Annotated in this window: 12 protein-coding genes; 8 read left to right on the top strand and 4 right to left on the bottom strand. The window is 68.2% G+C overall.

Annotation, left to right across the window (positions count from 1 at the left end):
- Positions 1–13 precede the first annotated feature (13 nt).
- The 5 genes from dapF (at position 14) to SPYCA_RS16940 (ending at position 4,313) form a co-directional block, all read left to right on the top strand.
- Positions 14–820, top strand: a complete 807-nt coding sequence (gene dapF / locus SPYCA_RS16960; protein ID WP_120221901.1) for a diaminopimelate epimerase — start codon at positions 14–16, stop codon at positions 818–820.
- Positions 817–2,070, top strand: coding sequence for a MiaB/RimO family radical SAM methylthiotransferase (locus SPYCA_RS16955; RefSeq protein WP_120221900.1), 1,254 nt, complete (start codon positions 817–819; stop codon positions 2,068–2,070). The genes dapF and SPYCA_RS16955 overlap by 4 nt, the downstream gene beginning before the upstream one ends.
- On the top strand, positions 2,067–2,993 hold the full coding sequence (gene ftsY, locus SPYCA_RS16950) for a signal recognition particle-docking protein FtsY (RefSeq protein WP_120221899.1): 927 nt from the start codon (positions 2,067–2,069) through the stop codon (positions 2,991–2,993). The genes SPYCA_RS16955 and ftsY overlap by 4 nt, the downstream gene beginning before the upstream one ends.
- Positions 2,990–3,661 carry an inner membrane-spanning protein YciB gene (locus tag SPYCA_RS16945; RefSeq protein ID WP_120221898.1) on the top strand — a complete coding sequence of 224 codons (672 nt, stop codon included), beginning with the start codon at positions 2,990–2,992 and terminating at the stop codon, positions 3,659–3,661. Before ftsY ends, SPYCA_RS16945 begins: the two co-directional genes overlap by 4 nt.
- Positions 3,662–3,740: 79 nt before the next feature.
- Positions 3,741–4,313: a urate hydroxylase PuuD gene (locus SPYCA_RS16940; RefSeq protein WP_120221897.1), complete on the top strand. Its 573-nt coding sequence runs from the start codon at positions 3,741–3,743 to the stop codon at positions 4,311–4,313.
- 87 nt (positions 4,314–4,400) lie between these two features.
- On the opposite strand, the gene SPYCA_RS16935 is transcribed toward SPYCA_RS16940, so the two are convergent.
- From SPYCA_RS16935 to SPYCA_RS16920, 4 genes are all read right to left on the bottom strand, one after another.
- A complete protein-coding gene (locus SPYCA_RS16935; RefSeq protein WP_120221896.1) occupies positions 4,401–4,958 on the bottom strand; it encodes a gamma carbonic anhydrase family protein in 558 nt (185 codons plus the stop codon).
- Entirely contained in the window at positions 4,955–7,213 is a 2,259-nt protein-coding gene (locus tag SPYCA_RS16930; protein ID WP_120222412.1) for a spermidine synthase, read from the bottom strand. The genes SPYCA_RS16935 and SPYCA_RS16930 overlap by 4 nt, the downstream gene beginning before the upstream one ends.
- A gap of 4 nt (positions 7,214–7,217) precedes the next feature.
- Positions 7,218–8,216: a porphobilinogen synthase gene (gene hemB / locus SPYCA_RS16925; RefSeq protein ID WP_120221895.1), complete on the bottom strand. Its 999-nt coding sequence runs from the start codon at positions 8,214–8,216 to the stop codon at positions 7,218–7,220.
- A gap of 221 nt (positions 8,217–8,437) precedes the next feature.
- Positions 8,438–9,982, bottom strand: coding sequence for a M23 family metallopeptidase (locus SPYCA_RS16920; protein ID WP_120222411.1), 1,545 nt, complete (start codon positions 9,980–9,982; stop codon positions 8,438–8,440).
- Between the two features lie 436 nt (positions 9,983–10,418).
- On the opposite strand from SPYCA_RS16920, the gene SPYCA_RS16915 reads away from it, so the two are divergent.
- The 3 genes from SPYCA_RS16915 (at position 10,419) to fdxA (ending at position 13,989) form a co-directional block, all read left to right on the top strand.
- Complete coding sequence (locus SPYCA_RS16915) at positions 10,419–13,178, top strand: helicase-related protein (RefSeq protein ID WP_120221894.1); 2,760 nt, start codon at positions 10,419–10,421, stop codon at positions 13,176–13,178.
- Between the two features lie 7 nt (positions 13,179–13,185).
- The gene (locus SPYCA_RS16910; protein ID WP_120221893.1) at positions 13,186–13,536 is read left to right on the top strand and encodes an RNA-binding S4 domain-containing protein; all 351 of its coding nucleotides are present in this window, start codon (positions 13,186–13,188) and stop codon (positions 13,534–13,536) included.
- A gap of 114 nt (positions 13,537–13,650) precedes the next feature.
- Positions 13,651–13,989 (top strand): ferredoxin FdxA, encoded by a 339-nt coding sequence (fdxA, locus tag SPYCA_RS16905; protein WP_120221892.1) that lies wholly within the window; start codon positions 13,651–13,653, stop codon positions 13,987–13,989.
- Positions 13,990–14,120: the final 131 nt, after the last annotated feature.

Below are 14,120 nucleotides of genomic sequence, written 5' to 3'. Positions count from 1 at the left end.
ACATGCGCGGACTATGGCGGATCGCTTCACAAAGATGCACGGCCTCGGCAACGACTTTGTCGTCATCGACGCGCGCGCGGCGCCCGTCGAAATGACGGCGGCGCGCGCGCATGCGATCGCCGACCGGCGCCATGGCATCGGCTGCGACCAGCTCATCCTGCTCGAACCGTCGAACAGTGCGGACGTAAAGATGCGCATCTTCAACGCTGACGGCGGCGAGGTCGAGGCGTGCGGCAATGCCACGCGCTGCGTTGCGACGCTGCTCGGCAAGCCCGCGGTGATCGAGACGCTGGGCGGGATGCTGCGCGTCACCCCGGCCGACGGCGGCGCCGAAGTCACGCTGGGCGAGCCCGTCTTCGACTGGGAACATATCCCGCTTGCGATGCCGATGGACACCCGCGACATGCCCGTCGCGTGGGACGAGCTGGAGCATGGCGCCGCGGTCAATGTCGGCAATCCACACATCGTCTTCTTCGTGCCCGAGGCCGATGCGATACGCCTCGACGAACTCGGCCCGCGGATCGAGACCGACCCCCTGTTTCCCGAGCGCATCAACGTCAATGTCGCGAGCCTCGACGGCGAGAACCAGCTGCAATTGCGCGTATGGGAGCGCGGCGTGGGTTTGACGCAGGCGTGCGGCACCGGCGCCTGCGCCACCGCGGTCGCGGCGGTTCGGGCGGGCCTCGTCCAGTCACCGGTGACCGTTGCGCTGCCCGGCGGCGACCTCGTCATCCGCTGGGCGCCGGGCGAACCGATCGTGATGAGCGGCGCCGCGACGCGGGTGTTCGACGGCGAGACCGATTGGGCGCAGTTCGGATGAGCGCAACCCCCGCCGACCGCGTTCAGGTCGTCAATTTCGGCTGCCGGCTCAACATCGCCGAGGGTGAGGCCATCCGCGCCGCGATAGAGGCCGCGGGCGCACGCGACACGATCGTCTTCAACAGCTGCGCGGTAACCGGCGAAGCGGTGCGCCAGGCGCGGCAGGCGGTGCGGCGGAGCTTGCGCGAGCGGCCGGGCGTCGAGGTCGTCGTAACGGGGTGCGCGGCGGAGCTGGAGGCCGAACGCTTTGTCGCGATGGGCGCGCGGGTGGTACGCAACGATGCGAAGAGGGTGGTTGAGAGCTACCATTCTTACGCTTCCTTGTCCCCCCCCGAAGGCGGGGACACGGGAGCTTATTCTCCCGCCCTCTCGGGCTCCGATCACGCCCGCGCCTTCCTCGGCGTCCAGACCGGCTGCCCGCATAGCTGCACCTTCTGCGCGACGGTGCTCGCGCGCGGCACCGCGCGGTCGGCGACCACCGAAGCGGTCGTCGAGGCCGCGCGCACCGCGCTGGATCGCGGCCAGCGCGAGATCGTCCTCACCGGGGTCGATCTGGCGAGCTATGGCGATGACAGCGGGACCAGCCTGGCAGCGCTGGTCGAAGCCCTGCTCGCGCTGCCGGTCGAGCGGCTGCGGCTTTCCTCGCTCGACCCGGACCGGATCGACGATGCGCTGTTCGCGCTGCTGACCGGGGAGCCGCGCGTGATGCCGCATGTCCATCTGTCGTTGCAGGCGGGCGACGACATGGTGCTGACGCGGATGAAGCGCCGCCATCGCCGCGCCGATGCCGTGCGCCTCATCGAACGGCTGAAGGCCGCGCGCCTCGAAATCGCGATCGGCGCCGACCTGATCGCGGGCTTTCCGACCGAGGACGACGCGATGTTCGCCAATTCGCTGGCGCTGATCGACGATTGCGACATCGTCTTTGGCCACATCTTTCCCTACAGCCCGCGCGCCGGGACGCCCGCCGCGCGGATGCCGCAGGTCGGCCGCGCCGTCGCGCGCGAACGCGCCGCGGCGCTGCGCGAGGCCAATGCCCGGCGCCGCGAAAGCTGGCTCGACGCGCAGGTCGGTCGCACCGCGTCGATGCTCGTCGAGCGCGACGGTATCACGGGCCACGCCGAAAACTTCGCATCGCTGGCACTGGTCGCGCCCGCTCCGCCCGGCGCCATCATCGACGTGCGCCTGCTGGCGCGCGACGGCGATCGCATGGTCGCCACCCCCACGCAAGCAAAGGACATCGCCGCATGACCGGCAAAAGCTGGAGCGAAAGACTGCTCGGCGGCTTTCGCCGCACCTCCGAACGGCTCGGCGAGAATCTCGCGGGCCTCACCGGCAAGGCGCGACTCGACGAGGCGGATCTCGACCGGATCGAGGAAGCGCTGATCACCGCCGACCTTGGCCCCGCAATGGCGGCGCGCATTCGCGATCGCCTGTCGGAGCGCCGCGACGTCGCCGCGAACGGCACCGAGGAATTGCGCAAGATCGTCGCCGACGAGATCGCCGCGGTGCTGCGCCCGGTGGCCGAGCCGCTCGACATCGACGCCTTTCCGCGTCCGCAGGTGATCCTGGTAATCGGGGTCAACGGGTCGGGCAAGACGACGACCATCGCCAAGCTCGCGCATCTGTTCCAGGAACAGGATTATGGCGTGATGCTGGTCGCGGGCGACACCTTCCGTGCCGCCGCGATCGGCCAATTGAAGGTCTGGGCCGAACGGCTGGGCGTGCCGATCATGGCGGGGCCGGAAGGCGGCGACAGCGCGGGAATCGTGTTCGACGCGGTCAAACAGGCGACCGCGACGGGCATCGACGTGCTGATCGTCGATACCGCCGGGCGCCTTCAGAACAAGCGCGAGCTGATGGACGAGCTCGCCAAGATCAAGCGCGTGCTCGGCCGCCTCAATCCCGCGGCGCCGCACGACGTCGTGCTGGTGCTCGACGCGACGACCGGGCAGAATGCGCTGGCGCAGATCGACGTGTTCCGCGAGGTCGCGGGAGTCACCGGGCTCGTGATGACCAAGCTCGACGGCACCGCGCGCGGCGGCGTGCTCGTCGCCGCGGCCGAGCGCCACGGCCTTCCCATCCACGCCATCGGCATCGGCGAGACGATGGAGGATTTGCGCCCCTTCGACGCCGACGAGATCGCGGGCATCATTGCAGGAAACATAAGATGAGCGACCTGCTTCCCAGCGGCCCCGAGCCGGTTCCGGCGCCGCCGCCCGCCAAGCACGGCTGGCTCAGTTTCGCGATCGATTTCGGGCCGCTGCTTGTCTTTTTCCTCGCGTATAAATTGTCGTCGGGGGGCGAGGGCGCGTTCGCGGCGACGACCGCGGCGATCAAGGGCACGGCGGCCTTCATGGTCGCGATCGTCATCGCGATGGCGGTATCGAAGTGGAAGCTCGGCAGGATTTCGCCGATGCTGTGGATGTCGAGCATCCTCGTGCTCGGTTTCGGCGCGCTGACCATCTGGTTTCACGACGAACGCTTCATCGTGATGAAGCCGACGATCATCTATGGCGCTTTTGCCGCGATGCTGCTGGGGGGCTGGTGGTTCGGGAAACCCATGCTCAAATATCTGCTCCAGTCGGCGCTCGAAGGGCTGACCGAGCGGGGCTGGCTGCTCCTGTCGCGCAACTGGGGCCTCTTTTTCGCCGCGCTCGGCATCGCCAATCATGTGATGTACGAGCTTATCCAGGCGAGACAGATGAGCTTTGACCTCTGGCTGACGATCAAGGTGTGGGGCGTCACCGCCCTTTCCTTCCTCTTCACGCTCAGCCAGTTGCCGGTGATGTTGAAGAACGGGCTGGCGGTGCCCGAGGAGGCGGCCACCGACAAAAGTTGATGCCGCCCCCCGTCGCTGGCATAGCTGCGTCACCGGCACCGGGTCGCACGCGGCGCCGCGATAAAATGGGGGAAATGCCATGGACAAATTTTTCGGTAATCTGCACGCCGTCCTGGGCGCGGGGCTGTTGCTTGCAATCGTCGTGATGTTCGGCCTCAACGGCCAGAATTTCGAGGATGGCGTCGCCGCGGGCAATGCCATCATGCGCTGGCTGCACACGTTTTTCGGCGTGTTGTGGATCGGGCTGCTCTATTATTTCAACTTCGTCCAGATACCGACGATGCCCAAGATTCCGGCCGAACTGAAACCCGCGGTCGGCAAACATATCGCGCCCGCCGCGCTCTTCTGGTTCCGCTGGGCGGCGCTGCTCACCGTTCTGCTGGGCATCGGCATCGCCGGCCACGCCCAATATCTGGCGCCCGCGCTGGCGCTCCAGGATCCGTACAAGCTGATCGGCGTCGGCATGTGGCTGGGCCTCATCATGGCGTTCAACGTCTGGTTCCTGATCTGGCCGAACCAGAAAAAGGCGCTGGGCATCGTCGAAGCCGATGACGCAACGAAGGCCAAGGCAGCGAAGACCGCGATGATCTTTTCGCGGACCAACACCCTGCTTTCGATCCCGATGCTCTATGCGATGGTGAATTTCAGCTGATCGGAAAGCATAGCTTTGAATGGGGGCGCTCCGGGAGACCGGGGCGCCCTTTCTTGTCCGTCGCCCCCGCGAAGGCGGGGGCGACGATCATTCTTCTATCGCCGCTATCGCCGCCTTGTGCAGCCGTCCGTTCATCACATAATGCGCGACGCCCAGCTGCATCCCCGCGGCCTGGCTCTCGTCGATCTCGCGCACCCGCCGCGCGGGCGATCCGGCCCAGAGTTCGCGATCGGGGATTTCCTTATTCTCGGTGAGCAGCGCCCCCGCCGCCAGCATCGCGTCGCTGCCGATACGGCACCCGTTCATCACCGTCGCTTTCAGCCCGACGAACGCCCGGTCGGCGAGCGTGCAGCCATGCACCATCGCCATATGGCCGATCAGCACATCCTCGCCGATGATCGTCGGAAAACCCTCGGGCCGGTGTGGCATCGGGCCGTCGCAGTGAACGACGCTGCCGTCCTGGATGTTCGACCGCGCGCCGACGACGATGCGGCTGACGTCGGCGCGCAGCACGCAATTATACCAGATGCTGACGTCGGGTCCGATCGTCACGTCACCGATAATCCGGCAGCCGGGCGCGATGAAGGCGCTGGGGTCGATCTGCGGCGTCTTGCCATTGACGCTGATGATGCTGACATCGTTCATTCGTCGCGACCTCCGATGATATTCTTCCAGATAAGGACCGGCAGCGTCGAGGCATAATCGTCGGTCCAGCGTTCGAACCCTGCGCGCGCCTCCAGCGGCACCCAGGCGCCTTCGGCAAAGGCCTGATCACGTGGGCGGACGCCGCCGGTGAGTTGCCGCATCCGGGCGGGTGTCGCGGTCAGCGCGACCCAGTTCGACGCGGTCAGATCGTCATAGTCGCTGCCGCTCGCGGGGCCGGGGTCCATGCGGATCGCCGCGCTCCAGCCGCGCGCCTTCGCCTCGGCCGCGAGCACGGGTTCAAGCCCGAAAAAGCGGTTCGAGATATGGACGAGCAATATGCCGCCCGGCTTCATCGCGCGCGCATAGATGCCGATCGCCTCGCTGGTCAGCAGGTGCAGCGGGATCGCGTCGGACGAAAAGGCGTCGATGACGACGATGTCGAAGCGCCCCGGCGGCTGGCTCGCGAGCTGAAGCCGCGCGTCGCCGATCACGATCGCCGCGTCGGGCGCGCAATCGGACAGGAAGGTGAATTTTTCCGGGTCGCGCGCGATGTCGATCATCACCGGGTCGATCTCGAAGATCGTCCAGTCCTGCCCCGGCCGCCGGTAGCAGGCGAGCGTGCCCGCGCCCAGCCCGACGATGCCGATCGCGGCGTTCGGACCCGCGAGCGCCTCGGCCTGCGCCAGCGTCAGGCCCACGCCCGATTGCGGGCCATAATAGGTGGTCGGGTCGCGGCGGCGCGCGGCATCGGTGCGCTGGAGCCCGTGCAGCGTCGTGCCATGCGCGAGGCGGCGCTGGTTGGCGTGCGGATAGTCGGTGACCGTATAGACGCCGAAATAGCTGCGCACGCGCGCGCCGGTGAAGCTTTCCTGGATCGTGTCCCAGCCGCCGACGCCGATCATCAGCAGCGCGAGAACCGCCACATAGGCCCAGCGCCAGCCGGTCACGAGAATGCCGATGACAAAGATCGCAATGCCCCACGGCGCCACGTCGCCATCGGCACGGCCCGCCCAGTTGTCGACCATGTGCCAGGCGGCAAAGGCGGCAAGCGCGACGAGCAGCGCCGCGATGCCGCCTGCGGTCCTTGCTTCCAGCCCCAGCCATTTGTCCCACGGGAGCAGGGCGGGCAGCGGCAGCAGCATCGCCGCTGCGAGGATCAGCAGCGGATGCTCATACACCCAGTCGAACAGCAGCGGCGCGACGAGCGCCGCAAACAGCCCGCCGAGCACGCCGCCCGCCGACATGAGAAGGTAGAAGAGCGTCAGATGCTGCGGCGCGGGGCGCAGGAAATAGAGATAGCCGTGGAGCGCCACCGCGACGATGAAGAGCATCGCGAGGCTGGCCAGCGCGACCGTCATCGACCCGCCGCCCGAACTCAGCAGCCCCAGCCCGCCGATCGCGAGCAATATGACCGGCGCGATCAGCGTGACGATCTCGGTCGGCCGTTCGAGGCGCGAAAAGGCGATGACGAAGCTGAGCAGATAGAGGCCGAGCGGCAGCACCCAGAGCAGGGGCATGGCGACGATGTCGGTGGTGAGGTGCGTCGTCGTCGACAGCATCAGCCCCGAGGGCACCGCCGCGATGAGCAGCCAGTGAAGCTGGCGGCGGAGCGTCGGGCGCGGTTCGGCGGTTTCCGCCGGGGCATGGCTTTCGGCGCCGCCGCGCCAACGCGCCGCCGCCGCCCCGGCGACGAGCAGCAGCAGCAGCGCATAGCCGCCGGTCCAGCCCCAGCTTTGCACCGCGAGCGGCATATTGGGCTCGACGAGCGCCGGGTAGCTGAGAAGCCCCGCGAAACTGCCGAGGTTCGAGGCGGCATAGAGATAATAGGGATCACCCGCTTGCGGATCGGCGGCGAACCAGCGCTGCATCAGCGGCGCCTGCGCCGAGACCACGAAAAACACCGGCCCGATCGACGCGAAGAGCAGGAGCGGCACCCACAACGCTTCCTGCCCCGGCCCCGGCGGCGCGATCACGGCGATGCCGATGGGCAGCCACAGCGCGGCGACCAGAAAGAGCGCGAGATGGATCATCGCCTGCCGCCGCACGGCGAAGCGCCCGAGCCAATGCGCATAGGCATAGCCGCCGAGCAGCAGCGCCTGATAGACGAGCATCGCGCTGTTCCAAACGGCGGGGGCGCCGCCCAGCCTGGGCAGCACCATCCGCGCGACCATCGGCTGCACGAGGAAAAGCAGGAAGCTGCCGACGAGGATCGTCAGCACGAACAGCCAGCGCCGTGGCGATGCGGTGTTGGTCACGACATCAGGCGCCGAGCAGCCGCGCCGCGTGGAGCGCATGATAGCTGAGCACCCCCGACGCCCCGGCGCGGCGGAAGGCGAGCAGGGTTTCGAGCACCAGCGCATCGCGATCGCCCGCGCCCGCCGCGGCCGCCGCCTCGATCATCGCATATTCGCCCGACACCTGATAGGCGTAGACGGGCACCGCGAAATGCTCCTTCACCGCGCGCACGATGTCGAGATAGGGCAGGCCGGGCTTGACCATCACGCTGTCGGCGCCTTCGGCCAGATCCTGCGCCACCTCGCGCAGCGCTTCCTCGCTGTTCGCGGGGTCCATCTGGTACGTCTTCTTGTCGCCCTTCAAAAGGCCGCGCGAGCCCACGGCATCGCGGAACGGGCCATAGAAGGCCGAGGCATATTTGGCGGCATAGCTCATGATCTGGACATGCCCGAAACCTTCGGCCTCCAGCGCCTCGCGGATCGCGCCGACGCGGCCGTCCATCATGTCGCTGGGCGCGATGATGTCGGCGCCCGCGCGCGCCTGGTTGAGCGCCTGCCCCACCAGCACCGCGACCGTTTCGTCGTTGAGCACATAACCCGTGTCATCGACCAGCCCGTCCTGCCCGTGGCTGGTATAGGGGTCGAGCGCGACGTCGGTGAGGACGCCGATGTCGTCGCCGAGCGCATCCTTGATCGCGGCGGTCGCGCGGCACATGAGATTGTCGGGATTGAGCGCCTCGCCGCCATCCTCGCCGCGCCGGTCGGGCTGCGTATAGGGAAAGAGCGCGAGGCACGGAATGCCCGCGGCCGCGGCCTCCCTTGCACGATCGACAAGCCGGTCGATTGACCAGCGCGACACGCCGGGCAGGCTCGCGACCGGCTCCTCGGCGCCGGTGCCGTCGCACACGAACAGCGGCCAGATGAGGTTCGCGGGCGACAGATGCGTTTCGCGCACCATCGCACGGCTCCAGCGGGTGCGGCGGGTGCGGCGCAGGCGCAGGTCGGGAAAAGCGGCATGGGTCATGCCGGGTGCATAGCGGCGCGGCGGCGCAGGGCAAATGGATATTGGCAGGCCCGACAAACCCTTTTGCCGTTCGCATCGAGCCCTTCGACTGCCTTGGCAGGCGCTCAGGATAAACTTCGACCTTTGGTCGAAGTCGAGATGCCCATTGGGGTGGCGCTACGCCGATGGGTGTCTCGACTTCGCTCGACACAAACGGGATTAGGGGATGTTCAGTCTCAGGGTCAAATACCCTCACCCGCCCGCTTCGACGCCACGTCGGCGAGGCTGCCAAGCTTCGGCCCCTCGACCTGCTTGGGCGCTATCGGCGCCAGCGCGGCGCCGGGCGCGATCGCGGTCAGTTCGCGGATGCGGGCGCGGAAGGCGGCAAGTTCCTTCCCTTCGAGCAACGCACGGGTCACGAAGGTTACCGACGACGGATTGACCGCGCGGCCGTTGCGATAGAGCTCATAATGAAGGTGCGGACCGGTCGACAGGCCGGTCGAGCCGATATAGCCGATCACCTGACCGCGGCTGACGCGCTGGCCCGGCCGCACCGCGATGCGGCTCATATGACCATAGCCGGTGCCGAGGCCATTGCCATGGTTGAGCCGGACATAATTGCCATAGCCGCCGTTGCGCCCCGCCATCGTCACGACGCCGTCGGTCACGGCATAGATGGGCGCGCCATAGCCGCCGGCGAAGTCTATACCGCTGTGCATCCGCCGATAGCCGAGGATCGGGTGGCGGCGCATCCCGAAGGTCGATGTGATTCGGCCGTTGGTGGGTCGTGCCATGCCGCCACGCTGTTGCCCCACGCCCGACGCCTCGAACCATTGCGAGCGTCCGCCCGCCCGCCATTCAAGCATCGAAACCTTGGGCCTGCCGCCGCGGATCAACCCTGCATAAAGCAGCTTGCCGGTTTCGCTTTCGCCCGTTTCGGCACGGCGGTGCTCGACGATGATGTCATATTCGTCGCTTGCCTGAATGTCGCTGCCGACCGAAATCTGCTGGCCGATGACGCGCAGATAGGACTGAATCGCTTGCGGCGGCGCCCCCGCGGCGCGCGCCGAGCGATAAAGGCTGTCGCCAACCCGTCCGCGAACACGCAGCGGCGTCGCATCGACCGCGATCGGGATAGGTCGCAGCACCAACTGGCCGCCGACACGTTCCATTTCGATGCGCAGGTCGAAGCGCGCGCGCATCGCCAGCGCGTCGACCGGGCGCGGCATGGTGCGCGCCGCACGGCGGCCGAGGATCAGGTCGATGCGCGTTCCCGGCGCGATGTCGGTGAGCGGCACCGCCCCCGACACCTTGTCGGCGATCGCCCGTGCCTCGACGCTGCCGACGCCCGAACGTTCGAGCACGCGCGCGAAACTGTCGCCACGGCCCAGGGTGGCGGTGAGCTCGATCTGCGGTCGTTCGGGGGTCTGGGCAAGCGGGCGGACCGCATCGGTCGCCGCCATGTGGCGCCCCGTATCACCCCCGAAGGCCAGCGGGACGATCATCTGGCCGCGCGCTTCGTTGAAATCGGCGGCGTCGAGCGCCGGGGTGGTCGTCACCGTCAGCGGGCGGACGCCCGGAAAGGTCGCTATTGCGGTTCCGCAGAGCAGGGTGAGCGTGGCCAGTCCGCGCCACCATTCGGCCGATCCGATGTTGCTGCCAAGGTCAGGAACAAGGTCGAGCTGCGCCAGACGGTCGCGCCAGCCCAGCGAGTCGGGCGAATCGGACGCCGCGCGCCGCAGCGGGATCGCCTGCGACATCGTCAGGGCGGCCGCATTGCCGGACATCCCCGCGATGGGTTCGTGACGCTGGAACAAAATGCAACCCCCGCCCGGCAGCCCCCCTTCGCACTGGCTGCCGAAAGATAGTATCGAAGGATCGTGTGTAAAGAAAGGTCGTTAAAGTCAATTTAATGGGTCGAACAGCGTCCCGCGTTGCGACGGACCGGTATGCCACCGGGATATTATGCACGCGTCCCGGTCGCCCTTCCTCCTTGCCGGGGAAGGATACATAGCCTTGTCACGAAGCGAGCAGGCGAAGCTGGATGGGGGTGATGGCGCGTCCTTGTACCGTCGCGGCAGGCCGAAACCGCGCGCCCTCCGCTGCGCCCCGGACCTGATCCGGGGCTCGCGGCCTCCCCCTTCGAGGGGGAGGGGAAAGCGATCGCTTCGACGATCGCCTGTTGCGCCGCGCGCGCGCCCATGCCAGCTTGGAGCCAAGACAATGACGCCCTCCTTCTCCCAGCCGGTCAAGGCTGTCCTTGGCCCCACCAACACCGGCAAAACCCATTTGGCGGTCGAGCGCCTGACCGCCCATGCGAGCGGCATGATCGGCTTTCCGCTGCGATTGCTGGCGCGCGAGGTCTATGACCGCGTCGTGGCGATCAAGGGCGCCGCCGAAGTTGCGCTGATCACCGGCGAGGAACGGATCATGCCGGCGCAGGCGCGCTACCTGCTCGGCACCATGGAAGCCCTGCCGGTAGAGCGCGATGTCGCCTTCGTCGGCATCGACGAAGCACAGCTCGGCGCCGATCCGGAACGCGGGCACGTCTTCACCGACCGGCTGCTGCGCGCGCGCGGGCGCGAGGAAACGATGATTCTCGGATCGGCGAGCATTCGCGGGCTGGTCCGCGATCTGGTCCCGGAGGCCGAAATCATCACCCGGCCGCGCTTTTCGACCCTGAGCTATGCCGGATCGTCGAAGCTGTCGCGCCTTCCCAAACGATCGGCGGTCGTCGCTTTCTCGGCCGAGGAAGTCTATGCGATCGCCGAGATGCTGCGCCGCTTTTCGGGCGGCGCCGCCGTCGTCATGGGCGCGCTTTCGCCGCGTACCCGCAACGCCCAGGTCGCGATGTTCGAGGCGGGCGAGGTCGATTATCTCGTCGCCACCGACGCGATCGGCATGGGGCTGAACCTCGATGTGCGCCATGTGGCCTTTGCGTCCTTGCAGAAGTTCGACGGCCGCCGCCTGCGCCGCCTGACGGTCGCCGAGATGGCTCAGATCGCGGGCCGCGCGGGGCGTCACCAGCAGGACGGCAGCTTCGGCACCGTCGGACTGCCGCAGGGCGGCTTCACCCCCGAAGAAGTCGCGGCGATCGAGGGGCATCATTTCCCGCCGGTGCCGAGCCTGTTCTGGCGCGAGCCCAATCCGCGCTTCGGCTCGCTCGACCAGCTGCTCGCCGACCTGGCGCAGCCGCCGACGCAGCCGGGACTGCGTCCCGCGCCCGAAGCGGTCGACCTCGCCGTGCTCAAACATCTCGCGGGCGACATGGAGGTGCGCGCGCGCGGGAGCGATTTCGACGCCGTTCAGCGCCTCTGGGATGTGTGCGGCCTTCCCGATTTCGAGCAATTGGGCGCTGAGCACCACAGCCGCACCGTGTTCAGGCTCTGGCAATGGCGCACCAGCGGCGACGGGATGATCGACCCTGACTGGTTCGCGCGGCGGCTTGCGCGGCTCGACGATGTCGAGGGCGATATCGACCAGCTCGCGAGCCGCATCGCCGCCGTGCGCACGCTTTGCTTCATCGCGCAGCGCGGCGACTGGATCGCGGGCGGCGCGGGCTGGGCCGAGGCGACGCAGGCGCTCGAATCGCGCCTTTCCGACGCATTGCATTCCGCGCTCGCGCAACGCTTCGTCGACCGGCGCCTCGCGCTGCTGCTGCGCGACGCGGGGCAGCGCGGCAACAGCCTGCCCGTCGCGGTCGGCGCCGACGGCACGGTCGCGGTCGATGGCGAGGCGATCGGGACGCTCAACGGCTTTCAGTTCAAGGTCGATCCGATAGCCAAGGCGAGCGATCACCGGATGCTGCTTGCCGCGGCCGAAAAGCATTTGCGCGGCGAGCTGGCGCGCCGCGCCACCGCGCTGGCCGAAGGCGACGACGCCGCGCTGTCGCTCGTCGCCGATGCGGGAAGCGCGCCGCGACTCGCCTGGCACGGCCATGTGATCGCCACGCTCGCCCGCGGCCCGACGCTGGTGCAGCCGACGATCCAGCTCGACCCGTCGCTGCGTCGGCTCGAACCCGCACAGGTGCAGGCGATGGCCGATCGGCTCCAGCGCTTTGTCGCCAGCCAGCTCGCGCGCCACGCCGCGCCGCTTGCCGCGATGGGCGAGGCGGCGGGCGACCTGTTCACCCCGCCGCGCGTCCGCGCGCTGCTCGCCGCGCTCACCGACAACAGCGGCACGATCGGCCGCGCGGTGGTCGAGGAGCAGCTCAATGCGCTGACCGCCGACGAACGGCCACTGCTGCGCAAGCTGGGCCTCACCATCGGCTCGCTCGACATTTTTCATCCCCAGCTGCTCAAACCCGAGGCGGTGCGCTGGCGGGCGGCGCTGATCGCGGCGCAGCAGGGAAGCGCGATCCCGCCGCTGCCGCCGCACGGCGCGGTGCTCCAGAAGAGCGGCAGCCAGGCCGGGCTGACCACCGCGGGGTTTCGCCGCTGCGCGTCGGGCTGGCTGCGGATCGACATGGCCGAAAAGCTCGCGCGACAGGCGCATGCCGCGCGGATGCAGGCAGCGGCGCCGCCGACCGCGCCGATTGGCGGCGGCGACCATCATCACGACGAGGTCGGCGAAGAAGCGCTCGGCGCGCCGCCGCCGGGCTTCGTGATCGATCCTGCGCTCGCCACCTCGCTCGGGCTCGACGAGGAAACGCGCCGCGCGCTGCTCGGCAGTTTCGGTTTCCGCAGCGTAGGTGAGCCGGCCTTGCAGCGCTGGCGCTGGTCGGGGCTGCGCAAGGCTGCCGACAAGCGGCCCCGGCGCAAGCAGCGGCGGAGCGGTGCCGATGCCCCGCCGCAAGGCGCTGTCAACGGCGACGCACGGCGGGCGCCGGCCAAGGCGGCGAAGGCGAAACGCGGCAAGCCCGGCCAGCCCCGGCCCGACGCCCCGCACCCGCTGCGGCGCGACCGGTCCGACCGGCGCGGGCCGTCGCCCAACAGCCCCTTCGCGGGTCTCGCCGCGCTGCTCGCCGACGCGCGCAAGGACTGACGCACGGATGGCCAGCCCCGGCGCCGCAGGCAGCATCCGGCTCGACAAGCTGCTGTGGTTCCTGCGCTTCGCCCGCTCGCGCAGCGTCGCGCAGGCGATGGTCGCCGCGGGGCATATCCGGCTGGATGGGCGTCGCGTCTCGCGTTCGTCGTGCGCCGTCCATGCGGGCGCAACGCTCGTGCTGCCGGTCGGCGAACGGATCGAGGTGATCCGCCTCGTCTCGCTGCCGCTGCGCCGCGGCCCGGCGACCGAAGCGCAGAGCTGCTACGTCCGGCTCGCCGTCAATGCCGAGCCAGCGGCTATCGGCGATGATGGAAATGCTTTGCACGCCGGGGCGGCGGGGCGCGCTAACCAGTGAGAGTGATTCGCAACTGTCGCTTAGCGTTGACGCACCGCCTTTCAGCGGCATAGAGGCGAGCCAATATGAGTGTGTGACCGACCGTTTGGCGTCACTTGAGGGAGCCGGAAGCCCATGACCTATGTCGTCACCGATGCCTGCGTGCGGTGCAAATATATGGACTGTGTCGAGGTGTGCCCCGTCGACTGTTTCTATGAGGGCGAGAATATGCTCGTCATCAACCCCAATGAATGCATCGACTGCGGCGTGTGCGAACCCGAATGCCCCGCCGAGGCGATCCTGCCCGACACCGAGAGCGGCCTCGAAAAATGGCTGGAAGTGAACAGCAAGTTCAGCGCCGAATGGCCGAACATCACGGTCAAGAAGGACAGCCCCGCCGACGCCGACGAATATAAGGGCGTCGAAGGCAAGTTCGAGAAGTTCTTCTCGCCCGAACCGGGCGAAGGCGACTGATCGCCACGAACCGACACCATGCCGGGGCGGGACATCCCGCCCCTTTTTTTGCCCCCTTGAAACAACTCCGCTTGACGCCGATGTAGGGCGCCGGAGGGGCAACCCGCCGGTCCTCGGCCGGGCAACCCGAT

This window comes from Sphingopyxis sp. FD7, assembly GCF_003609835.1.
Classification (GTDB): domain Bacteria; phylum Pseudomonadota; class Alphaproteobacteria; order Sphingomonadales; family Sphingomonadaceae; genus Sphingopyxis.
The sequence above is the reverse complement of the archived record's forward strand: the minus strand, read 5'-3'. Positions and strand labels throughout refer to the sequence as shown.